Genomic DNA, 23,733 nt, shown 5'->3' with positions numbered 1-23,733 from the left:
CCACCATTTATGGTTGGTCACAATAATTATGGCAACTGATCCTGCATCATATCGTCCAGCGCCCGGTACTATCCCAACAGAACCGGGCGTTTATAAATTTCTCGACCCTTCCGAACGCGTCGTTTACGTTGGCAAAGCCAAAAACCTACGCAGCCGGTTAATGAGCTATTTCCAGCACTTGTCACTGCTGCATCCACGCACCCAACAAATGGTCACCACCGCATCAAGGGTGGAATGGACGGTTGTGGCTACGGAAGTGGAAGCACTGCAGCTGGAATATACCTGGATTAAGAAATTTGATCCTCGTTTTAATGTTAAATATCGCGATGATAAAACCTATCCAGTTCTAGCTGTTTCCGTAGGTCAGCGGTACCCGCGTGCATATTTTTATCGAGGTCCGCAACGCAAAGGTATTCGGTATTTTGGGCCGTACTCCCATGCTTGGGCAGTGCGTGAAACCCTTGACGTGCTGATTCGTATTTTTCCCATGCGAACATGCTCACAAACAGTGTTTCATCGACATGAAGCACTCAAACGTCCGTGTTTATTAGGCTATATTGACAAATGTGCCGCACCGTGTGTCGGCAGGGTAAGTGAAGTTGAGCATCGGGAGATCGTCGATAAGCTCTGCCATTTTATGGCTGGAAAGACTGATGATGTTATCCGTGGATTAGAACGCGACATGCTTCAAGCAGCGGAAAGCTTAGATTTTGAAAAGGCTGCCCGCTTGCGTGATAATTTGGCCGCAGTGCGCAAGATTACCGAACAGCAAGCTGTGGTCTTCGGTGATGGCACGGATGCTGATGTGATTGCAGTAGAAGCTGACGAACTTGAGGCGTCAGTGCAGATGTTCCATGTGCGCGGTGGACGCATTCGTGGTCAGCGAGGTTGGATTGTTGAGCGCAATGATTCCTCTGAACAAGAACTTGCCGAATTGCTGCAAAATTTTCTCATCAAGTTCTATTCCGATGCTTTGGAGCAAGAAAACTATATGCTTGCCTCTGAGCGCAAGATTATTCGACGCGGTGTCGATAATGTTACTGATGCTGGGTTCCAGCAAAAAGCAACCGAAATTGTTCCGCGAGAAGTACTGATCAGCATTGAACCGTCTGCATTGACGCATACACAACAGGCATTATCGCTGTTGCGAGGCAGTACAGTAGATATTCGAGTCCCGCAGCGCGGTGATAAAAAAGCCTTAATGGAAACTGTGTGGAAAAATGCAGTCGATGCGCTAAGACAGCACAAGCTGAAACGTGCAGGAGATCTCACCACGCGTTCTGCAGCGCTGAAAGACATTCAAGACGCACTCTATATGGCAGATGCCCCATTAAGGATTGAATGTACTGATATTTCCCATATTCAGGGCACTGATGTGGTGGCATCGTTGGTGGTGTTTGAAGATGGATTGCCGAAAAAATCTGATTATCGACGCTACAAAATTAAAGAAGCTGCGGGTGATGGTCATTCCAATGATGTTGCCAGTATCGCAGAGGTCGTGCGTCGTAGGTTTCTGCATCATAATGTGAATGCCAGTTTTGTCCCATCAAGCACTGATGATGAGGATGAGGTATTTGAGGACGAAGCCATCGAAACTCCTGAAATGCTGTGTGAGGCTGATAGCGCACTTGGGCGGAAGTTCGCGTATCCGCCACAATTATTTATTGTTGATGGAGGATTACCGCAGGTAAATGCGGCTCAAGAAGTATTCGATGAGCTGGGCATTACCGATGTCGTTCTCGTTGGTATTGCAAAACGTTTAGAGGAGTTGTGGCTGCCGAACGAGGAATTTCCAGTGATTCTCTCGCGCAATTCGCCGGGAATGTTTTTAATACAACATATTCGTGACGAGGCACACCGCTTTGCTATTAATTTCCACCGCTCACAACGCTCACAACGCATGAAACGCAGTGTGCTTGACGATATTCCAGGACTCGGACCAAAGCGGCGTCAAGAATTAGTGAAATTTTTCGGCAGCGTGAAAAAGCTGAAGGCCGCGACTGCAGCTGAGATTGAAGCAGTACCAGGATTCGGGCCGCAATTAGCGCGTACTATCGTGGAAAAATTGCAACAAGAGCAGACTTCAAAACCATAAGACGGCTACAATAAAGCCTATGAATATTCACAATGCCCTTGGCAAGCATCACGACTCAACCGAATTTCCACCAGTGATTATTACCGGCATGTCTGGTGCTGGCTTATCATCTGCTGCTCGTGTCCTAGAAGACATGGGCTGGTATGTCACTCAGAACTTACCGCCACAGTTAGTGTCTTCATTTTTTGAATTCTGTGCAGCAGAAAATTCACCTGTTGATAAGGTTGCGCTCGTCTCTGACATGCGCTCCTTAGATTTTTCCTTTAGCTTATCCTCAGTTATTCAAGCTCTGGATGCGCAAGACCTCAAACCTTTAGTGCTCTTCATGGACGCGCGTGACGACGTGTTGATCAAACGCTTTGACAACTTACGTCGCACCCATCCATTACAAGGCTCAGGAACCTTATCGGTTGGCATCGAGCGGGAACGTGAATTAATTGCCACAATTAAAGAATCTGCTGACGTGGTGATCGACACTTCTGATTTATCGATTCATGATTTACGCCGTGCCATTGAGCCAAACTTCGTCAATTTGGCCGCAAAACACCAGCATGTGACTGTCCAATCCTTCGGCTTTAAGCACGGAACTCCACGTGATACCGATATCATGGTAGATGTTCGCTTCTTGCCAAATCCATTCTGGGTGCCAGAATTGCGTCCATTCCGTGGCATCGATAAGCCAGTATCGGACTATGTACTCGCCTCACCTGCAGCCCAAGATTTCTTAGATAATTTCGAAAAGATGCTGCTGGATATGCGTGACGGCTTTAAGCATGAGGGTAAGCGATTCATTACTGTTTCAATCGGTTGTACCGGTGGACACCATCGATCAGTTGCAATTGCTGAAGAAATTGGTCATCGTTTAGCGGCTCAAGAAGATCTTGATGTGAGCGTGAGCCATCGCGATATTCAGCGCCATTAGTTTGCAGGCTTCGACAGTCAGGTAATTATGTCTTTTCTTGATCATGATTTAGCGCTCACACCACCAATTTCTGTGGCATGTTTTGGTGGTGGCCACGGATTATTTCAAACGTTGCGAGCAGTTCGTCACTTAGCACCTCGAGAGATTACTGCAATTGTCACTGTTGCTGATGATGGCGGTTCCTCCGGACGTATTCGCCGTGAACTTGGTCAGATTCCTCCAGGTGACCTGCGTATGGCACTAGCAGCGCTGGCGCCTTTTGATGAACAGGGTCATATCTGGGAACAAACCCTTCAGCATCGCTATGGTGGTCACGGCGCGTTGGCTGGTCACGCAGTGGGGAATATGCTCATTGCTGGGCTTTATGATGTTTTGGGCAGTGAAGTAGCCGCATTAGATCAAGTCGCCCAGATGATTCGAGCTGAAGGCCGCGTGTTGCCATTATGCGAGCAACCCTTGCAAATCGCTGCTGAAGTTGCAGGACTTGATGAAGATCCTCGTATTATTCGAGAAGTACGAGGTCAAGTTGCCGTTGCATCAACCGTTGGCCAAGTTCGTCGCGTACGTATTCATCCCGACCAACCACCAGCGTGTGCTGAGGCTTTGCAGGCATTACGGAACGCAGATTTGATTACCTTAGGGCCGGGCTCTTGGTTTTCTTCTGTGCTGCCGCACCTATTAGTTCCAGAAGTAGTGGAAACATTAGCAACAGTAGATGCAATGAAAGTTGTGGTGCTCAATCTTGATGCTGAGCCAGGGGAGACTGCTGGTTTTACTGCTGAGCGACATATTCATATCTTGCAACAACACTGTGCATCGTTTAGTGCTGATGCAGTCATTGTTGATGACACGCAACTTGGATCGGCTTCCGAACGCGGTCATATTGAACGAGCTGTCGCTGGTTTAGGCGCGTGGGTGAAATTCTGTGACGTACGTGAAGAAGATGTGGATGGCTTCCATACTTCGCGACATGATCCTGCAAAACTGGCAGCTGCCTTACACGAGGTATATCAGCAAGGGAAAGCCTAACATGTATATTTTGCGCAGGTAGCTCGCATGCATTGCAGGTTTGTAGAGAAAAGTTAAGATTGCATGCAGAGCATCATGTGTGTCTCGCGCGAGCGTAGACCTGGTGGTTTCAGCGTCGACAAGCACTCGATCCGCTGTGCTGGTATTAAGAATTCAGTTGTTCATACTGCCAGGCTATGTCTGCAGGTAGAAATCGGATTTTCACCGTGAATAATGAGTGGGCACACCAACGTACTCAGCTACGTCAGTGAAGAGCATCGATATACAGTCGTAGTTTGAAATATGGTTGTTTCTGTATGATTGAAATACTTGCTTCATTCAGACTGCTGAGTAAAGTTGTATCGATTAGAAAATGAGTATCATTAAAATCCAAGCATTTCTACACTGGTGATACTTTAGCCTAGCGAGCGTAGCAGGTAATTTTCAGTAGTATTGATTGCTCCGAGACTATTTGTAAAGGTATCTTCATGACGAATCTCACTGCTCAAGTCAAGCGCGAACTCTGTGTAGTGCCAGTGACCCGGCAAAGCGGACGACTTGCTGAGATTGCTGCGATTATTCGGTTTGCCGGTGATTTCAATGTGGTTGCCAATAATCTTGTCATCGAAGTTGAACTTGATGAGCAAGAAACTGCTGAATATCTGAAATACGCAATTGAAGACATTTTTGGTACCGAAGTAACGTTGTTAAAACTTGGCGCTTCAGCATCAAATAAAGCTGCGAAGCATTTGTTACGTATTACTGATGGTGCTGAGAAGATTGTTCGCCGGCTCGGCCTGGTCACCCGCTCGCACCATCGCGTATTGGGCTTACCGCCACAAGTCATTGGTGGCACTGTTGCAGATGCGGAAGCCGCCTGGCGAGGAGCATTTATTGCTGCAGGTATTTTAGGTGATCCAGGGCGATCGAGCGGATTAGAAGTAGTATGTCCGTGTCAAGAAGCAGCATTAGCACTGGTTGGTTGTGCTCGTAGGATCGGTGTGGTGGCAAAATCTAAAGAAACTCGCGGAGTCGAAAAAGTATCAATTCGTGACGGCGATGCTGTTGGGGCATTACTTGCTCGAATGGGTGCACACACCACACGATTGGAGTGGGATCAGAAACGTCAGCGCCGCGAGGCACGCCCAACAGGGAACCGGTTAGCGAATTTTGATGATGCAAATTTACGACGCTCTGCGCGTGCTGCGGTTGCTGCAGCTGCCAGAGTTGAGCGAGCAATGATTATTTTGGGCGATGATGTACCAGATCATTTAGCAGAAGCTGGCCAATTGCGTGTTGCGCATCGACAAGCATCATTAGAGGAATTAGGACGCCTGGCTGATCCGCAAATGACCAAAGATGCGGTTGCAGGACGGATTCGTCGATTATTGTCGATGGCTGATAAACGTGCTGAAGAACTAGGTATTCCAGATACCCAAACAGCAGTCACCGATGAGCTTTTGGATGAGTTATAACCTGATGTGAACTGTGAACTAAAAGATATTTCAATAAGTAGCTTTTGATTATTCACATCATTTCCTAACTGTGACAAGCTTCACTTCTGAAACTTATATTGATAGTCACGGAAAGGTAAATGTTAGCTCTCCTAATTCATACCTACCCCCTTGGGGGTAGGTATTCTCATTACGCCTGCTCAGCATTTCATCTAAAACAACACAAGTAAATATAAGTGCGTAAAAATGCCCCTAAAAGTGGGAGATTCACAGGAGTATATCTCGAAAAACTTGCTTCAATGTGTATGCACGTTGCAGGAATCAGCGCTACACTATTACATGTAGGCACACCGAGCTGGTCGGAACCTAGATTTCCTAAACATCTGCCGATATTCAACGGCTCGATAGCTGCCTTACCAACGAGCACTTCTACTTTAGAGGAGATATAAAGTGACAATTCGTGTAGGTATTAACGGCTTCGGTCGTATCGGTCGTAACTTCTTCCGCGCAATCATCGAGCGCAATGCTGACCTTGAGGTTGTAGCAGTCAACGATTTGACCGACAACAAGACCTTGGCTCACCTGCTTAAGTATGACTCCATCTTGGGTCGCCTGGGCAAGGAAGTTGAATTCGACGACGAGTCCATCACCGTTGACGGCCACAAGATCGTAGTTACCGCTGAGCGTGACCCAAAGAACCTTAAGTGGGGCGAGCTGAACGTTGATATCGTGATCGAATCCACTGGTTTCTTCACCGATGCAACCGCTGCTGCAGCTCACATCGAGGCCGGCGCAAAGAAGGTTATCATTTCTGCTCCTGCAAAGAATGAGGATGCAACCTTCGTCTTTGGTGTTAACCATGAGGACTATGATCCGGCTAACCACAACATCATCTCCAACGCATCTTGCACCACCAACTGCTTGGCTCCACTTGCAAAGGCTCTGAATGACGGCCTTGGCATTGAGAAGGGCTTGATGACCACTGTTCACGCTTACACTGGCGACCAGCGTCTGCACGATGCTCCTCACCGTGATATGCGCCGTGCACGCGCAGCTGCAGTGAACATGGTTCCAACCTCCACCGGTGCTGCTAAGGCCGTTGCTTTGGTTCTCCCAGAGCTCAAGGGCAAGCTCGATGGTTACGCAATGCGCGTTCCAGTAATCACCGGTTCTGCAACCGACTTGACCTTCACCGCTTCTCGCGAGACCACCGTTGAAGAAGTCAACGCAATCATCAAGAAGGCTGCTGAAGAAGGTCCACTGAAGGGCATTCTTGCTTACAGCGAGGATCCATTGGTATCCACCGACATCGTTACCGACCCACGTCCTTCCATCTTCGATGCTGGTCTGACCAAGGTTATGGGCGACCAGGTCAAGGTTGTTTCTTGGTACGACAACGAGTGGGGTTACTCCAACCAGCTCGTTACCATCACCGAGTATGTAGGCGAGCGCCTCTAATACGATAGGTAGGCTACTTGCCGCCGTCACTTTGCAGTGATTGCGCTTGAAAACCAATCATTCCAAAGCATTCAAGCCCCAGAGTGTACGACTTCGTCCTATACTTTGGGGCTTTATTTCTCAAAACTCCAATATTTCACTTCACAGATCTGCATGTTCTCGCAGGTGTAGGGACCACAGTTACAGGGACTCTACACGCGCTTGACTACTACAGATTCTTTTCGTGCAGACTACATGTGAAATATTTCGATACCTTAATTGTGTTCAATCGCTACTGAAAGGCTTCATCTCCATGGCCGTTAAAACTCTCGCTGACCTTATCCAAGAAGGCGTCGCAGGTCGTCACATCTTGGTACGTTCTGATTTCAACGTTCCTTTGAACGAGAATCGTGAAATCACCGACAGCGGACGTATCACCGCATCGCTCCCAACTATCAAGGCTTTGTCCGAAGCTGGAGCTCGCGTGATCTTGATGGCTCATCTGGGTCGTCCAAAGGGTGAAGTAAACCCTAAATTTTCACTCGCGCCAGTTGCTGAAGCGCTTTCAGAAGCACTCGGCCAGTATGTCGCACTTGCCGGCGATGTCGTCGGTGAAGATGCACACGAGCGAGCAAATGGTTTGAACGACGGCGACGTACTGTTGCTTGAAAACGTTCGTTTCGATCCACGCGAAACCAGTAAAGACGCAGCAGAGCGTGCTACCTTTGCCGATCAGCTGGTATCGTTAGCCTCCGAAAACGGCGCATTCGTCTCCGATGGCTTTGGTGTTGTCCACCGAGCACAAGCTTCTGTTTATGATGTTGCACAGCGTCTGCCACATTATGCCGGTGGCTTGGTACAAAAAGAAATCGACGTTTTGAAGAAGATGGTCGAAAATCCTGATCGCCCATACGCAGTTGTGCTTGGTGGTGCAAAGGTTTCCGACAAGCTCGGTGTTATTGAGGCACTGGCAGCAAAAGCTGACAAGGTGATTATCGGTGGCGGCATGTGCTACACCTTCTTGGCAGCACAAGGCATCAATGTGCAAAAGTCTTTGCTCCAGGAAGAGCAGATTGAAAAGTGCCGTGGCCTGCTCGAAACCTTCGGTGACAAGCTTGTATTGCCAGTAGATTTGGTTGCCGCAACCGAATTCAGCGCAGATGCTGAAAACAAGGTTGTTGCACTTGATGAAATCCCAACGGATTGGATGTCCCTCGACATCGGACCTGAGACTGTCAAACTCTATTCAGAGGTTCTGCACTCTGCAAAGACCGTATTCTGGAACGGCCCAATGGGTGTATTCGAGTTTGAAGCATTCTCTGCTGGCACCCGCGGTGTTGCCGAAGCAATTATCGCTGCAACCTCAGCTGGCGCATTCTCAGTCGTCGGCGGTGGCGACTCTGCAGCTGCTGTTCGCCTGCTCGGTCTGCCAGAAGATGGCTTCAGCCATATTTCAACTGGTGGCGGCGCTTCCTTGGAATTCCTCGAAGGTAAGCAACTCCCAGGCGTTGCAATCCTCGAAGCTTAAATGCTTATTGTTGACATAGCGACCGATATCTTCGGCACTATGTCAACCACCACTGTCTCAACACATCACTATCTTTAATCATATTTGTTCATCGTTGGATGAACCTACGAAAGGACCACTTTCACCATGGCACGTAAGCCACTTATCGCCGGCAACTGGAAGATGAATCTCAATCACCTCGAAGCAACGGTGTGCGTGCAAAAACTTGCGTTTGCACTGCCAAAGGAATACTACGACAAAGTAGACGTCGCAGTGACCGTTCCGTTCACCGACCTGCGCTCAGTTCAAACCTTAGTTGATGGTGACAAGCTGCAGATCACCTACGGTGCACAGGATGTTTCCAAGCATGAGTCCGGCGCGTATACCGGTGAAATCTCCGCTTCCATGCTCGAGAAGCTTGGTTGCACGTGGGTCGTTGTTGGCCACTCTGAGCGCCGCGAGTATCACGGTGAGACCGATGCTTTGGTAGCTGCTAAGGCAAAGGCTGCTTTGGACCACAACATCAGCCCAATTGTGTGTGTTGGTGAGCCACTGGAAATTCGCGAAGCAGGTACCCATGTGGCTTATGTGGTTGAGCAAACTCGTGGTTCATTGCAAGGTCTGTCCGCTGCAGAATTGGAAAAGACTGTTATCGCTTACGAACCAGTTTGGGCAATTGGTACTGGTAAGGTTGCTTCCGCTGCCGATGCACAAGAAGTATGTGCTGCAATTCGTGAACTGATCGTTGAGCTGGCTGGTGCAGATATCGCTGCTGGTCTGCGTATTCTCTATGGCGGCTCTGTGAAAGCTGAGACTGTTGCTGAAATCGTTGGTCAGCCAGATGTCGATGGTGGCCTCGTTGGTGGCGCATCCCTCGACGGTGAAGCATTTGCAAAGTTGGCAGCAAACGCTGCTGGCGGCGCATTCTAAAGAAAGTTAATTGCTAAAGGTGCTTGTTGGTTTCAAACACTGGAACTAACAAGCACCTTTTGCTTGAAATAGGAACCAAGACATGTTGTCCTATATTGTGTTTTATAGCACAACACGATGACAGTACAGTCTTCCCGTTGGAGAAAGAGGTTGAATCGCAACGATGAGTACGCATGTCAAAGATGATATTCGCTATTTAGGCCGCCTGTTAGGCAATGTGATCTTAGAACAAGAAGGTGAGAAGGTCTATCAGCAAATTGAACAAGCACGTTTAACTGCATTCGACGTCGCCACCGGTGAACAAGAATTAGAGACACTTGTCAATCTGTTTCAAGATCTCCCATCTGAAGAATTCGTCCCAATCGCCCGAGGGTTTTACCACTTTGCGCTTTTAGCAAACCTGGTAGAAGACCTTCACGATAATGAATCCTATCTGGCTGATAGGGAAGCAGGCCTGCCTGCACCAGACTCTTCACTAGCTTCTACCTGGAAGAAGTTGCAAGAGTCAGAAATCAAAGGTGAACAGATTTCCTACCGCTTACAAGAAGCAGAAGTCGCACCAGTATTAACTGCCCATCCAACTGAAACGCGTCGTCGCACAGTATTCGACTCCCAGACACGTATTTCCGAGCAGCTCAAACAACGCCATGCAATTTTGCGTGCACAGCGCAATGCTCTTACCGAAACACGACTCCAAGCAATTGATGCTGCAATTACCCGCGCAATGACAGTGCTGTGGCAAACGGCCTTAATTCGCGTTGCTCGACCACGCATTGAAGATGAGATCGAAGTTGGTTTGCGCTACTACAAGCTTTCGCTTTTACAAGCCATTCCAGAAATTAACCGTACCGTCGATGAGCATTTGGCTCGCGAATACGGTATTACGCTGGATTGTTCCGCAATTGTCAAGCCTGGATCCTGGATCGGCGGCGACCACGACGGTAACCCATACGTCACCGCAGACACATTGCACTATGCGACCACGCGTGCTGCGGAAACTGTTTTAAAGTACTATGCCCGCGAACTGCATACCCTCGAGCATGAACTCAGCTTGTCAGATCGTTTGACACCAGTGACCGAGGAACTCCTCGAGCTTGCCGACAAAGGCCTGAATGATATTCCAAGCCGCGTCGATGAGCCATATCGTCGTGCCGTCCACGGTATTCGCGGACGTATGTTAAAAACCTTGGCGCATTTAATCGGTGAAGAAACTGTTGAAGGTACCTGGTTCTTAGCCCATGAACCATACCATGACATCGCTGAAGTTGATGCAGATCTCGCCATTATTGATCGCTCATTGCGCGCACATTATGACGATATTATTGCCGATGACCGTCTCGCTCGAATTCGGACAGCACTTGCCACGTTTGGATTCCACTTGTACTCAATGGATTTGCGTCAAAATTCAGAGAGCTACGAAGATATGCTCACCGAAATTTTTGCACGAGCTCAGGTTTCCGAAAACTATAAGCAGCTTTCCGAGGCTGAAAAACGCGAGTTATTGCTGCGCGAATTAGCGTCGCCACGCCCATTATTGCCACGTTATGAGTGGGATTATTCCGAAGCAACCGTCCGCGAACTCAAACTGCTCCAAGAAGCAAAGCGAGCGATTGATAATTTCGGTGCTCGCATGATTCCGCACAGCATCATTTCCATGGCACAGTCGGTCTCTGACGTGCTCGAAGCAATGGTTTTGCTGAAAGAATTCGGCATTATTCAAGCCAATGGCGAATACCCAATTGGCACCATCGATATCATTCCGCTGTTTGAAACCATCGATGACCTGCAAGCTGGCGCAAGTATTTTGCAGGAACTGTGGACTATTCCGCTGTATCGCAATTACCTCACCCAGCGAAATAATATTCAAGAAGTGATGTTGGGTTATTCCGACTCGAACAAAGACGGCGGCTATTTCGCTGCAAACTGGGCGCTTTACGACGCAGAACTGGATCTCGTTCAGGTTTCACATGCTCACGCAATTCATCTTCGACTGTTCCATGGTCGTGGTGGCACAGTTGGCCGTGGTGGCGGACCTTCCTATGATGCAATTTTGGCGCAACCGCAAGGTGCCGTACAAGGTAGTGTACGCATTACCGAACAAGGTGAAATCATTTCTGCGAAATATGGTTCCCTTGATACTGCACGCCGCAACTTAGAGGCACTGGTTGCTGCAACCCTTGAAGCAAGCCTGTTGCAACCAGAAGGTGAGCAGGAACTGCAGGCTGATGCCTACGAGATCATGCGTGAACTTTCAGCACTAAGCCAAAAGAAATATTCTTCTTTGGCGCATGAGGATCCAGGCTTTATTGATTACTTCAAGTACTCCACGCCTTTGGAGGAAATTGGTTCGTTGAATATCGGTTCACGACCTGCATCACGTAAGCAAACCAAAGCGATTTCCGATCTGCGTGCTATTCCGTGGGTGTTAAGCTGGGCACAATCTCGTGTCATGCTGCCAGGTTGGTATGGTGTTGGAACGGCCGTACAACAGTGGATCCAAGCAGGAGACAATCCTGAAGAACGCTTACACCAACTGCAAGAACTCTACCGCCAATGGCCATTTTTCAACTCAATGTTGTCAAATATGGCACAGGTCATGTCGAAAGTTGAGATCACCTTAGCTGAGCGTTATGCACAGTTAGTACCAGATACAACAGCAGCTGAACGAATTTACGCTGATATTAAGGCAGAATTCGAATTGACCATGAAAATGTTCCATGCTGTAACCGGTGCTCAAACATTGCTTGAGGATAACCCACAGCTAGCACGTTCAGTACGCCGTCGATATCCGTATCTGTTGCCTTTGAACGTTATTCAGATTGAATTACTGCGTCGTTACCGCGAAAATTCAGAAGATACCCATGTTGGCTACGGTATTCGTTTAACTATGAATGGTTTGGCAACCGCCTTGCGTAACTCTGGTTAACAGTCGCTACGATCGATGCGTGGGGGAATGGTTGTGTGTTATTCCCCCACAATTTAGATCTGTAGTAGTATAAGAACGATGTAAGCAAGCACTGTGCGCACCTTTGTCAGGAGTTTGAAGTCCTTGGTGCAGCAGAAGCTTTTTCAATTTTAGAAATGTAAGGTTAAAACTCGATGGTTCTTCTCGCCCTCCAGATTACACTGGTAATTTCCAGTATTCTGTTGATCCTCTTCGTGCTCTTGCACCGTGGTAAGGGCGGCGGCTTGTCCAGCCTTTTCGGTGGCGGTGTCCAATCCAACCTTTCTGGTTCTACTGTGGTTGAAAAAAACTTAGACCGCTTTACCATTATTACCGGTATTATCTGGATCGTTTGTATCGTTGCGCTGAATCTGTTGCAAACCTACAGTTCTTAAATATTTCAGAGGCACCATAGAAAAAATGCGTTCAAGTACTGAACTTGAACGCATTTTTTCTATCTCTTTTGTATTTGTTTCAACGCCAATGACAACGAAGATCACTCGCGATATTATATAAGCACTACTCAGACACTGTGATCGATAGCTATCGCCGCAGGTATATCGCTGCTCGCACGCACGAATCATTCTCAACCATGCTCTGAAGCGCTAGCATAGTAGATAGTCAAAGCAGACACCCATTATGCGGCAGAGTGTTGGTGAAGCACATGAGAAGACGATCCCCCACACACGATAGTAGCTGATGTATCTTTCCGCGAGGCTAGAAAGACTTGATCAAACTGCTAACCAGTCTTGTGCAAAGGCTGAATTGCCCTTGAACATAATAAATGTGCTGTATGCAAAAGCAACAGCACATTTATATGGTTCGTACTTTCTTATGCGTCAGTATCCAGATTCACTGCTGCATCTTCTGCGAGGAATAATACCGTGTGTTGGATTCCTTTGGCACCAGCTGCTGGCCAGTCGAGGGGAGCAGCATCATTGACGACTTGTGCTGCAGCTTCTGCTTTTTCAGCACCTGCTACCAGTAGCCACACTTGATCCGCGCGTCGAATAGCCGGCAACGTTAAACTGACACGCTCACTTGGTGGTTTTGGAGAATCATAAATCGCGACAACCAGGTGTTCAGTTTCTGCCACTGCTGTGGTGTGTGGGAATAACGAGTTGATATGGCCTTCGCCGCCCATACCAAGCAAGTGCAGATCGAAACCAGATGGGGCAAAATCTTCTAATACTGCAGTGTAGGCCGCTGCTGCGTCTGCCATATCAACGCCACCGAGACCATAGCCATGAATATTGGCTTCTGGAATATCGACGTGATCAAAAAGGGCAGCGCGAGCTTGGCCTTCGTTAGAATCTGGTTCTGTTACCGCAACGTTGCGTTCATCGCCAAAGAAAATATGTACCAGTTCCCAGTTGATATCAGCATTGCGCAGAGCTGCGAGTGTGCCAATACCAGCGCCGCCTCCGGTTACTACAATACGAGCAATGCCATCTCCGTGGACACCACCATTTTTGTTGACATCACGAACCAGCTTCGCAAATTTGCTTGCTGCTTGTTGGCAAACCTGCTCGAGAGAATCGAGGCGTAGCACTTCTAACATGAAAAAAGTTTTCACTCCTTATAGCGATGAATAAATACCAAGTGCCCAAAAGTATAGCAGCCGTGGTTGGATTGGCTATACCACCGGATAGTGCACTTTGGTCAGTCCTTCAAGCGCACTTCGATAAGCTGCATCTGGATCAAGATGGCGCAGCTCCTCAGCCAAGCAATCCGCAGGAGTTCGCACATTAATGGCCACCATGGCAGTTGGACGATTCGGGAATGTCACAGCAATGGTATGCGGATTATCTTGAGTTTCTAACACAACAGTGCCAGATGCACGTTCCAGTTCAATTTTGGTCACTGGAATAGCATGTGCTGTTGCAAGAACTTGCTCGCGTTCTTCCGCCAACCGCATCACTGGAACTGCAAGACGATCAACCAACCAACCCGCAGCAAGATCAACTGAGGAAGATTCTGCTGCTCCATAAACCTTTGCTGAAATAATTGGCTCATGTGGTGGTTGATCAAGTGCCGAAGCGAGTACGCCGCGCCATGGTGTCAGACGTGCCCAGGCAATATCTGAATCACCTGGTGTATAAGCATTGCGGCGGTTGTAGAGTGCATCTACCAGCGAATCATATTCAGCATCAGTAATACGACGTTGTGCAATAACACCAAGTGGATCTTCAGCTGGATTTACTGGTGCAGTATATGGCCACCATGCAACAATTGGAGTATCCGGTAGCAGCAGTGGTGTAACGACATGCACGAGATTCTCAACCACACTACCTTCAAGGTGGATGATAATGATCTCAGAAGCACCAGCATCACCGCCAACACGAACTTCAGCATCAAGGCGGACTTCCGCCTGAGCATCACCGGTGACAAGTACGATTACACGTGATGGATGTTCACGAGAGGCCTCGGTGGTTGCTCGAATAACCGTGTCGATATCATCGGAGGCGTGCAACACCGCAATAAGCGTCAACACACGTGAGGTCGTGCCTTGCGAACCAGTGTCGCGAAGCGTCACCAACGTTTTCACAATATCGCGGGTACTTGTGTTATGGAGTGGAAAAATCATGGTATCCCTGTTCGTACTGTTGAATTGATTATGGACGACGCCAAGTACGCTGATCACGTGAGAGCATGCGATCAGCAGATGCAGGGCCCCATGTTCCTGCTGGATATTCTTCTGGTTGGCCACGTTGAGACCAGTACTCTAAGACTGGATCAAGAATCTTCCATGACAATTCAACTTCTTCATTGGTTGGGAATAATGAAGCTTCATCCAGCAACGCATCAAGAATCAGACGTTCGTAGGCTTCTGGCGATTCCTCGGTAAATGCTTCAGCATACGAAAAGTCCATATTGACATCGCGGACTTCCATACCCGAGCCTGGTACCTTCGAACCAAAACGCATCAGCATGCCTTCGTCTGGCTGCACTCGAATCACGACCACATTTTGGCCTTGCGCATGCCTAGAACCTTCGCTGAATGGCTGATGAGGTGCGTCTTTAAATACCAACGCAATTTCAGTCACGCGTCGACCAAGGCGTTTACCGGTGCGCAAATAAAATGGCACGCCAGCCCACCTACGTGAATTAATCTGCAGGGTACAAGCCGCATAAGTCTCAGTAGTCGATTCTGGATCAAAGCCATCTTCTTCCCGCAAGCCTTTGACGTACTCTGAACCTTGCCAACCGGCAGCATATTGTCCACGAGCTGTAGTCTTCGCAAATGGCTCAACGGCTTGGGTGGCACGCAAAACCTTGATTTTTTCAGCTTGCAATTGCTCTGGCGTGAAATCGATTGGTTCTTCCATCGCAATTAACGCTAAAAGCTGAATCAAGTGATTCTGAATCACGTCACGAGCCGCGCCGATGCCATCATAATAACCAGCACGACCACCCAGCCCAATATCTTCGGCCATGGTGATCTGTACATGATCTACATAATGAGAGTTCCACAATGGATCGAACAGCTGATTCGCAAACCGCAACGCCATAATATTTTGGACGGTTTCTTTGCCCAAATAATGATCGATGCGGAACACGGAACGCTCTGGGAACACAGAATTAATCAAGCTGTTCAGTTCACGTGCAGTTTGCTGATCATGCCCGAATGGCTTTTCGACGATGACACGTCGCCAAGCACCATTTTCAGCTGTCGCCATTCCAGAACGCTGCAGCTGATGGATAACATCGGAGAAATAATCTGGCGGCACTGAAAGATAGAACGCCCAGTTTCCGGCTGTTCCGCGACTATGATCTAATTCGAGTAGCTTGGCTGCTAAATTATCGAATGCCTGGTCATCATCGAAGTTGCCTTTAACAAAATGCATGCCTTCGGCAAGGCGTTGCCATACATTTTCCTGGAACTTTGTGCGAGCGCCAGCTTTTACGGCTTCCAGGACGTAATTTTCGAACTCTTGCTTCGACCAGTCGCGACGACCGTATCCAACTAATGGAAATCCTGCTGGTAAGAGACCACGAGATGCGAGGTCATAAATAGCTGGCAGCAATTTCTTGCGGGCTAAATCGCCAGTCACACCAAAGATCACCATGCCAGAAGGGCCAGCAATCTGGGGGAGTCGTTTATCAGCACTATTGCGTAAAGGATTCGCCCAATGCTCGAAGGAAGCGGTTGAAAAACCGGATGAGTTGGTATCGCTATGATTCACGTTGTTAAATTTTACCTTTGCTTGAGCGTATTCGCCTAACTATTTTCCTATGACTATAGCGCCTTAAGAAGTTTCGTTGAGCCTATCGACCTCTAATGAATTGTGGTGACACACAGATGGCAAACAGCATCGCTGTATCACCGTCGCATTGCATTCAAGTGCTGCGAACTTACGCCAATTTTGCTGACATACTGGTCAATAGTTCTGACCAAGCAGCCACGAATTTCTCTACACCTTCAGTCTCGAGTACATCGAAAACATCATCGAGGTCAATGCCTACTGCAACCAACTTCTCAAATACTTCATGCGCATCTGCAGCAGTATTCGTTAAGGTATCACCATGAATATCGTCAGCAGCAAGAACAGCGTCGATCGTTGATTCTGGCATGGTATTGACAGTTTGTGGTCCAGCGAGTTCAGAAACATACAAAGTTGCCGGATAGGCCGGATTCTTCACACCAGTTGATGCCCACAATGGACGCTGCATGTGAGTACCTGCTGGAAGCTCCAAGGTAGTGCGAAGCTGCTCGAATACTTCATACGCTAGACGTGCATTTGCAACACCTGCTTGACCGCGCAGTGCCAAGGCTTCTGGAGTACCGATAGCATCAAGGCGCACATCGATTTCGGTATCAACACGGGACACAAAAAATGATGCGACTGAGTGAATTTTTGTCACATCGACACCAGCAGCGTGTGCTTGACGCAAGCCTTCTGCCCATGCCAGTACCACCTCGCGGTAGCGGGCTACAGAGAAGATCAAAGTGACATTGACACTAATACCTTCAGCCAAAGCAGCGGTAATGGCTGGCAATGATCCAACAGTCGCAGGGATCTTAATCATCACGTTTTCGCGATCAACGCTCTTCCACAGTTCGCGTGCCTGCGCTAAGGTTGCTTCGGCATCATCTGAAATACGTGGATCTACCTCGATAGAAACCCGACCATCTTCGCCGTCAGAAGCTTGGTAAAGATCATAAAAAATATCACAGGCTGCTTGCACATCAGCAATGCTCATGGCATATACAGCCGTATCAGCATTGACACCTTGTTCCTTCAACTGAGCGATCTGTTCATCATAGGCATGACCGTGGCTCATAGCTGCTGCGAAAATGGCTGGATTAGTGGTCACACCAACAATATTTTTTTCTGCGATCACTGCTGCTAAGTTGCCGGAATTAATGCGATCACGGCTCAAATCATCTAACCAGGTGGAAGTGCCGGCTGTTTTCAGTTTTTCAATGGCGTTCATAAGATTCCTTTAGATATATGGTGAAACAAGTTTGGGTGTAAAGAAACAAGGGCTTTAGAAACAACGCACCAGTGGCTGGTGAAATTCCAAAGCCCTCGTGACTCACACATAGTGAAACAAATTAGCTTTGCAGCGATTCTTTCGCTGCTGCGACGACGGCGTCAACAGTGATGCCAAACTCGTCGAAAAGCTTCTCATAAGGAGCTGAAGCGCCGAATTGTTCTAAGGATACGGCACGTCCACGGCTGCCGAGATGGCGATACCAAGGCATTGCGATACCAGCTTCTACAGATACACGGGCAGTTACTTCTGCAGGGAGTACTTCTTGCTGGTACGCGGCATCTTGTTGCTCAAACCAATCCAAGCAAGGAACAGAGACAACGCGTGTTGCAATGCCTTCAGCTTCCAGAATCCTGGCAGCTTCAACAGCCAACTGCACTTCCGAACCAGTACCCAGCAAGATAACATCTGGAACTTCCTTGGAAGCTTCAACCAGTACGTATGCACCGCGAACCACACCTTCAGTAGCTTTTTCGCGCGTACCTGGAAGCACTGGAATATTTTGACGGGTCAGCGCAATGCCTTTCGGGCTAGCCTTGTACAGCAAAGCTGCACGCCATGCAGCAGAGGTTTCATTTGCATCTGCTGGTCGCAGTACTGACATATTTGGCACTGCACGTAAGGTTGCAAGCTGTTCAACTGGTTGGTGGGTTGGGCCGTCTTCGCCAAGACCAATAGAATCGTGCGTCCAAACATAGTAGGCATCCGTACCCATCAAGGCAGCGAGACGGACTGCTGGGCGCATGTAATCAGAGAAAATCAAGAAGGTTGCGCAGTATGGGCGAGTACCACCATGCAAGGAAATACCATTGACAATTGCACCCATGGCATGTTCACGAATACCAAAGTGCAAGTTACGACCACCTGGTTCAGTGGTCCAGTGATCGGTGCTAATAGCTGCTGGACCAAATGAAGATTCGCCCTTGATGATCGTATTATTCGAGCCAGCAAGGTCTGCTGAACCACCCCAGAACTCTGGAAGTCTCTTTGCTAACGCCTGAATTGCTGCTTCCGAAGCTTTGCGGGTCGCAACTGACTCGCCAGCTTCCCATAGTGGGAGATCAGCATCGAAATCTGTAGGTAACTCACGACGTTCCATACGATCGAATAATGCTTTTTGTTCGGGATTTGCAGCAGCCCAAGCATCGAATTTTTCTTGCCACGCAGCATGCTTTACAGCACCACGCGCAACCAACTGACGCGTATGTGCCAACAACTCATCACTGACTGGGAACGCAACTTCTGGATCAAAGCCAAGTTCACGCTTCGTCGCAGCAATTTCTTCTGCACCAAGCGCTGCACCATGAACCGCACCACTATTCATCATCGTTGGAGCAGGGAAGCCGATGATCGAACGCATCCGGATGAAAGTTGGACGGGTGGTATCAGCCTGCGCTTCAGCCACAGCCTTTTCAAATGCGACTACATCTTCGCCACCATTGACTTCCAATACTTGCCAGCCATAGGCACGGTACCGTGCAAGGACGTCTTCCGTAAATGCGATGGTAGTGTCTTCTTCGATCGAAATCTTATTGTCGTCCCAGAATACGATCAGATTGCCGAGTTGTTGGGTGCCAGCAAGAGAACAAGCTTCTGCTGTCACGCCTTCTTCTAGATCACCATCAGAAGCAATAACATACACATAGTGATCAAATGGCGATTCACCTGCTGGAGTATTCGGATCAAATAAATGGCGCTCACGACGCGATGCCATTGCCATACCTACTGCAGATGCCAAACCTTGACCCAGTGGGCCAGTGGTGATCTCAACACCATTGGTATGACCATATTCAGGATGCCCTGGAGTCAAAGAGTTCCAGGTACGCAATGCCTTAATGTCATCAAGTTCGAGGCCAAAACCGCCAAAGAACAGTTGAATATAGAGGGTCAAAGAGGTATGGCCAGGTGACAATACGAAACGGTCACGACCAACCCAGCGGGTATCAGATGGATCATGATTGATCACTCGCTGGAATAGGGTATAGGCCAACGGCGCTAATGACATGGCAGTGCCTGGGTGTCCATGGCCAGCTTTTTGTACCGCATCAGCTGCAAGTACGCGAGCTGTGTCAACAGCTAAAGTATCAAGCTCACTCCAGTCTGCTGGATAGTTGCGAACAGTGTACTTTGCAAGCTCTGGGCTAAGAGTCACCATGGGTGAACCTTCCTTTATAGGTAATGATGTACTGGTTGAAGCGAGAATCATACGAACATGTTGATAGTTACTAACAGTAGACAGTTTAGCCTGTTTTTTACGGTTTCGTGCTACAAAACTAGAGAAATCAATCGCATCACTTTTGGGGGCAACAACCTTGCTTTATAGCTAAAGAAATGGTCATTTATAGGAGGAAATCTCCCTAACGTAGGGTGTCGAAATGTGGAAAAAGCGCGTTGGCGGCTAACATGGTGGAGTCGGATATGTATTTTTTAGTCACAACCCTTCTTCCTTAGACTAGGTCCACAAACAGCATTGTTGCACTTACGTGTGGCTTGAACCACTATCATGGTTGCTATGGGTGTTCATGTTCGACAGTGATGGTTATGCGCACCCTCGCGTATGATGCAACAGATAGCTAGACAAGAATTAATGGAGGAGAAACCCTTGGAGACGATCAAGGCTTACATCGCGTTGACGAAACCCCGGGTCATTGAGCTCCTCTTGGTAGCCACCATTCCCGCTATGCTGCAAGCTGAACGCGGTGAAAACAATATTGCGTTGATCTTATTAACGGTCATTGGTGGCTGGATGGGTGCTGCGGCAGCAAACACTTTTAATATGGTTGCTGATTCCGACATTGATCAAAAAATGGGCCGTACTCGTGCACGTCCATTAGTCCGCCATACGGTGAGTAATAGGAATGCCACAATTTTTGCGTGGATTTTAACGATTACCAGCTTCTTATTCTTATGGCTGCTCTGTGACTCATTACTGGCTGCTGTGTTCGTCATGATCACGATCATGTTCTACATTTTCGTCTACACGAAATATCTAAAGCGACGCACCCACATGAATATTGTCTGGGGTGGCGCTGCAGGATGTATGCCGGTCTTAGTTGGGTGGGCTGTCATTAAGGACAACTTGACAACGCCTGGTCCGGAACAATGGTGGCAAGCAATCGTCCTATTCTTGGTAATCTTCTTCTGGACCCCACCACATACATGGGCATTAGCAATGAAATACAAGGCTGATTACGCTGCAGCTGGTGTACCAATGTTGCCTGTAGTTCGTACCGAAGCTCAAGTAACCTGGCAAATCGTATGGTATACAGTTGCAACGGTCTTGACGACGTTTGCCTTAATCCCAGCAGCCGGATGGATCTACGCAGCTGTTTCGATCACCACTGGTATCTGGTTTTTGATAATGGCGATTATGTTGCATCGCGGCGTACTTCGCGGCGCAGAAGTCAAGCCACTGAAACTGTTTATTCTGTCCAATAACTATCTCGCGTTATTGTTCGTTGGTCTGTCAATCGACGCCGTCATGGGACTTGAAACCATCGGATCAATGTTTGCGCTCGGTTAAGGTCTCCAGGCATCATCCTTCACTATTCCGATACCGTATTTCACAACAAGCAACCACTGTCAGGTGAGAGTGGTTGCTTGAAGTTTTTATTGTGCATTGAGCATCGAGCGTTGTTCGTGCCGCAAAGAGATACATGCTTCGTACCAAAAGTCATCACATGCTGTTCGCAAATGCGGTGGAATTAATGTACACACAATGTTCCAGCTTGACTATTAACGCTGTTTGATGCGGACGCAAGTATTGAATATAGGTCATATGCAATCGTCTCCACGAGCTTAATCTCCGACTTATTGACACGAACGATTACAGGGATTGCTTAAATGTTCAAAAAGTCTCCGCTCGATCCACACCTGTGGGTTGTGTGAATTGTTTTCATTGAACGTTGCAAGTCTTCGAGATGCGCCGTATTTGTACGCGTCGTGACCATGTGCGTTGCATATACAGTTGCAAGGTAGTCAAATACAATGTGCCTGTTCGTGTGTAGCACATCAGGACACACGAACAGGCACAAACATGTAGACGCAGATAAATTAGGACGATTCTTGAACAAGGTGATAGCGCTTATCACCTTCGAGAGAACCAGTGGTGGTAGTTGGATCGGTTTGATGCACACGCCAGATACCCAATGTATACACAAACGAACAGAAAGCAACCACGCAGGAGCTCAAGCCGATATGTACTGGAACGGTCCAGCGTGGTACTCCCATTCGGAATTGGATCACGCCAATAAGTGCCTGCAGAATCGTAACGACCACAAGTACTATACCGAATTTACGAACACGAGCTGGAGCCGATTGCAGCACCAAGGACAACAACAGCAAGAGCAAAAATCCTAAGTAGGTGTACATCGTGTAGGCATGAACATGGGCAATCCATTCAAGATCAACCTGTAAACGACCGTCCATACCGACGCCTTTGTCGCCTGAGTGTGGGCCTGCACCAGTGACCATTGTGCCGGTAACCAACACTGCTGAGAGCAAGAGTCCACAAAAAACAGCTAAGGCGCGTAATGAGCTTGGATAGCTGCGCTTGGATGGAACGTCGTCAGGCTCTTGAATACGCAAATACAACATTGCAGCCATCCAAACTAACAGTGTAGAAGGCAAGAAGTGTAGCGCTACTGCCCACCATTTCAGATCCAATAACACAGACACACCGCCAATGACAGCTTGTACCACAACGCCTAAGCCTTGAATCAAGCTGTGCACGCGGATTTCTTTGCGTCGATGTGCTTTGGTGACTGTCACAAACAGTGCAATAACAAACCCCACCAACACGAAGGTGAGGAGTCGATTGCCGAACTCAATGGCTTGATGGATCCAAGGTGCGGCACCTTGGACTGGGACCAGTGAGCCCTCATGGCATTGTGGCCATGTATTACAGCCGAGACCAGAACCGGTGACACGAACGATCGAACCGGTAACAGTAATTCCTCCTTGTGCAATTAACAGCACAAGGGCAAGTTTTTTCTGTAAAGCAATGGTGGGAAGAAACCGCTGGGATTGCTTCGATGATGTAGTAGTCACGATTATTGATCATAGTAATCTTGGCGTCAGGATGACGATTGCACACCAGAAACATCTAAGTTTGTGGGATATCCCACGTTATGGAACTTTTATAAAGCTAATCAGCAAATTTGAACCAACGCGATGCACATACCACTCCTACGAGCATCCACAGTCCTAAGCTGATAAATGATGATAGCGGTATGGAACCTTGAAAAGCACCATGAATACCTTCTGCTAAGGCGACTGACGGAATTGTGATCAACCAAGCAGGGTAGGCGCTAATAGAAAAAACAACGTAGCTGGCAGCACCGACGAAGACCACCCAAATCAAATTGGCTAAGCCTAATACGAGTTCTGATGGTAGGGTGCCGCCCATAAACATACCCAGAGAGGTGAAACTGGCGACTCCAACGAAAAAGACGCCTAATCCTAATAGGAATCCAGGCATAGCAACATGCCATCCTAAACCGTAGGCCACCAATGAGAGCACACAAACTTGGAAGGTAGCTACGATGAGCAGACCAATAATTTTGCCAATGATAATTACCTTTGCAGGCACGCCAGAAGCCCCAATGCGTTTTAATGCACCGTATCGACGATCAAAGGCAAGCGCAATCGCTTGACCGGTAAACCCAGAGCTCATTGCAGCAACCGCAAGAATCACGGGAAATGCTGCCTGTAAGGATTTTGGATCTGGTAGCAACGGCAATGTAGCTGCTGCCAGCAGCATACACAGTGGAATGATAAAACTCAGGAGGAGTTGTTCTCCATGCCGCAAAAACAACGTGGCTTCAATACGTCCTTGAGAACGTAACATCGCCAGAATGGGTGCTGGATGCGGATGGGGACGAAAGGTACCAGACGCAAACGCGGAAGATGGATCAAATGAAGTCATAGTATTCCTTA

Annotated in this window: 17 protein-coding genes; 10 read left to right on the top strand and 7 right to left on the bottom strand. The window is 48.2% G+C overall.

What is annotated here, in order from left to right; genetic code table 11:
- Positions 1 to 28: 28 nt before the first annotated feature.
- From uvrC to secG, 9 genes are all read left to right on the top strand, one after another.
- Positions 29 to 2,095 (top strand): excinuclease ABC subunit UvrC, encoded by a 2,067-nt coding sequence (uvrC, locus tag NXS99_RS01960; RefSeq protein WP_259286995.1) that lies wholly within the window; start codon positions 29 to 31, stop codon positions 2,093 to 2,095.
- Between the two features lie 19 nt (positions 2,096 to 2,114).
- Positions 2,115 to 3,017, top strand: a complete 903-nt coding sequence (rapZ, locus tag NXS99_RS01955) for an RNase adapter RapZ (RefSeq protein WP_259286994.1) — start codon at positions 2,115 to 2,117, stop codon at positions 3,015 to 3,017.
- A 27-nt stretch (positions 3,018 to 3,044) separates the two neighbouring features.
- Positions 3,045 to 4,046 carry a uridine diphosphate-N-acetylglucosamine-binding protein YvcK gene (yvcK, locus tag NXS99_RS01950; protein ID WP_259286993.1) on the top strand — a complete coding sequence of 334 codons (1,002 nt, stop codon included), beginning with the start codon at positions 3,045 to 3,047 and terminating at the stop codon, positions 4,044 to 4,046.
- Between the two features lie 467 nt (positions 4,047 to 4,513).
- Positions 4,514 to 5,500, top strand: a complete 987-nt coding sequence (gene whiA / locus NXS99_RS01945; RefSeq protein WP_259286992.1) for a DNA-binding protein WhiA — start codon at positions 4,514 to 4,516, stop codon at positions 5,498 to 5,500.
- Positions 5,501 to 5,929: 429 nt separating this feature from the next.
- Complete coding sequence (gene gap, locus NXS99_RS01940; RefSeq protein ID WP_259286991.1) at positions 5,930 to 6,937, top strand: type I glyceraldehyde-3-phosphate dehydrogenase; 1,008 nt, start codon at positions 5,930 to 5,932, stop codon at positions 6,935 to 6,937.
- A 292-nt stretch (positions 6,938 to 7,229) separates the two neighbouring features.
- Positions 7,230 to 8,444, top strand: a complete 1,215-nt coding sequence (locus tag NXS99_RS01935) for a phosphoglycerate kinase (RefSeq protein WP_259286990.1) — start codon at positions 7,230 to 7,232, stop codon at positions 8,442 to 8,444.
- Between the two features lie 126 nt (positions 8,445 to 8,570).
- On the top strand, positions 8,571 to 9,353 hold the full coding sequence (gene tpiA / locus NXS99_RS01930) for a triose-phosphate isomerase (RefSeq protein WP_259286989.1): 783 nt from the start codon (positions 8,571 to 8,573) through the stop codon (positions 9,351 to 9,353).
- 163 nt (positions 9,354 to 9,516) lie between these two features.
- Positions 9,517 to 12,279 carry a phosphoenolpyruvate carboxylase gene (gene ppc, locus NXS99_RS01925; protein ID WP_259286988.1) on the top strand — a complete coding sequence of 921 codons (2,763 nt, stop codon included), beginning with the start codon at positions 9,517 to 9,519 and terminating at the stop codon, positions 12,277 to 12,279.
- 173 nt (positions 12,280 to 12,452) lie between these two features.
- Positions 12,453 to 12,692 (top strand): preprotein translocase subunit SecG, encoded by a 240-nt coding sequence (gene secG, locus NXS99_RS01920; protein ID WP_259286987.1) that lies wholly within the window; start codon positions 12,453 to 12,455, stop codon positions 12,690 to 12,692.
- 437 nt (positions 12,693 to 13,129) lie between these two features.
- Here secG and pgl read toward each other — a convergent pair whose 3' ends face one another.
- The 5 genes from pgl to tkt form a co-directional block, all read right to left on the bottom strand.
- Positions 13,130 to 13,858 (bottom strand): 6-phosphogluconolactonase, encoded by a 729-nt coding sequence (pgl, locus tag NXS99_RS01915; protein WP_259286986.1) that lies wholly within the window; start codon positions 13,856 to 13,858, stop codon positions 13,130 to 13,132.
- A gap of 75 nt (positions 13,859 to 13,933) precedes the next feature.
- Positions 13,934 to 14,884, bottom strand: a complete 951-nt coding sequence (locus NXS99_RS01910; protein ID WP_259286985.1) for a glucose-6-phosphate dehydrogenase assembly protein OpcA — start codon at positions 14,882 to 14,884, stop codon at positions 13,934 to 13,936.
- A 28-nt stretch (positions 14,885 to 14,912) separates the two neighbouring features.
- Positions 14,913 to 16,484: a glucose-6-phosphate dehydrogenase gene (gene zwf / locus NXS99_RS01905; RefSeq protein WP_259286984.1), complete on the bottom strand. Its 1,572-nt coding sequence runs from the start codon at positions 16,482 to 16,484 to the stop codon at positions 14,913 to 14,915.
- A 169-nt stretch (positions 16,485 to 16,653) separates the two neighbouring features.
- Positions 16,654 to 17,736 carry a transaldolase gene (gene tal, locus NXS99_RS01900; protein ID WP_259286983.1) on the bottom strand — a complete coding sequence of 361 codons (1,083 nt, stop codon included), beginning with the start codon at positions 17,734 to 17,736 and terminating at the stop codon, positions 16,654 to 16,656.
- Between the two features lie 121 nt (positions 17,737 to 17,857).
- Positions 17,858 to 19,948: a transketolase gene (tkt, locus tag NXS99_RS01895; RefSeq protein ID WP_259287112.1), complete on the bottom strand. Its 2,091-nt coding sequence runs from the start codon at positions 19,946 to 19,948 to the stop codon at positions 17,858 to 17,860.
- Between the two features lie 408 nt (positions 19,949 to 20,356).
- On the opposite strand from tkt, the gene NXS99_RS01890 reads away from it, so the two are divergent.
- Positions 20,357 to 21,319: a heme o synthase gene (locus NXS99_RS01890; protein ID WP_259286982.1), complete on the top strand. Its 963-nt coding sequence runs from the start codon at positions 20,357 to 20,359 to the stop codon at positions 21,317 to 21,319.
- 530 nt (positions 21,320 to 21,849) lie between these two features.
- Here NXS99_RS01890 and NXS99_RS01885 read toward each other — a convergent pair.
- The gene (locus NXS99_RS01885) at positions 21,850 to 22,848 is read right to left on the bottom strand and encodes a heme A synthase (protein WP_259287111.1); all 999 of its coding nucleotides are present in this window, start codon (positions 22,846 to 22,848) and stop codon (positions 21,850 to 21,852) included.
- A gap of 94 nt (positions 22,849 to 22,942) precedes the next feature.
- On the bottom strand, positions 22,943 to 23,722 hold the full coding sequence (locus NXS99_RS01880) for an ABC transporter permease (protein WP_259286981.1): 780 nt from the start codon (positions 23,720 to 23,722) through the stop codon (positions 22,943 to 22,945).
- Positions 23,723 to 23,733 lie beyond the last annotated feature (11 nt).

The sequence above is a fragment of the Corynebacterium sp. HS2168-gen11 genome (assembly GCF_024834075.1).
Taxonomy (GTDB): domain Bacteria; phylum Actinomycetota; class Actinomycetes; order Mycobacteriales; family Mycobacteriaceae; genus Corynebacterium.
This window is presented reverse-complemented; position numbering and strand designations above follow the sequence as displayed.

Coding starts and splice junctions, on each gene's coding strand:
- uvrC (WP_259286995.1), top strand. CDS start 29: ATGGCAACTGATCCTGCATCATATCGTCCAGCGCCCGGTACTATCCCA.
- rapZ (WP_259286994.1), top strand. CDS start 2,115: ATGAATATTCACAATGCCCTTGGCAAGCATCACGACTCAACCGAATTT.
- yvcK (WP_259286993.1), top strand. CDS start 3,045: ATGTCTTTTCTTGATCATGATTTAGCGCTCACACCACCAATTTCTGTG.
- whiA (WP_259286992.1), top strand. CDS start 4,514: ATGACGAATCTCACTGCTCAAGTCAAGCGCGAACTCTGTGTAGTGCCA.
- NXS99_RS01935 (WP_259286990.1), top strand. CDS start 7,230: ATGGCCGTTAAAACTCTCGCTGACCTTATCCAAGAAGGCGTCGCAGGT.
- tpiA (WP_259286989.1), top strand. CDS start 8,571: ATGGCACGTAAGCCACTTATCGCCGGCAACTGGAAGATGAATCTCAAT.
- ppc (WP_259286988.1), top strand. CDS start 9,517: ATGAGTACGCATGTCAAAGATGATATTCGCTATTTAGGCCGCCTGTTA.
- secG (WP_259286987.1), top strand. CDS start 12,453: ATGGTTCTTCTCGCCCTCCAGATTACACTGGTAATTTCCAGTATTCTG.
- pgl (WP_259286986.1), bottom strand. CDS start 13,858: ATGTTAGAAGTGCTACGCCTCGATTCTCTCGAGCAGGTTTGCCAACAA.
- NXS99_RS01910 (WP_259286985.1), bottom strand. CDS start 14,884: ATGATTTTTCCACTCCATAACACAAGTACCCGCGATATTGTGAAAACG.
- tal (WP_259286983.1), bottom strand. CDS start 17,736: ATGAACGCCATTGAAAAACTGAAAACAGCCGGCACTTCCACCTGGTTA.
- NXS99_RS01890 (WP_259286982.1), top strand. CDS start 20,357: ATGCAACAGATAGCTAGACAAGAATTAATGGAGGAGAAACCCTTGGAG.
- NXS99_RS01880 (WP_259286981.1), bottom strand. CDS start 23,722: ATGACTTCATTTGATCCATCTTCCGCGTTTGCGTCTGGTACCTTTCGT.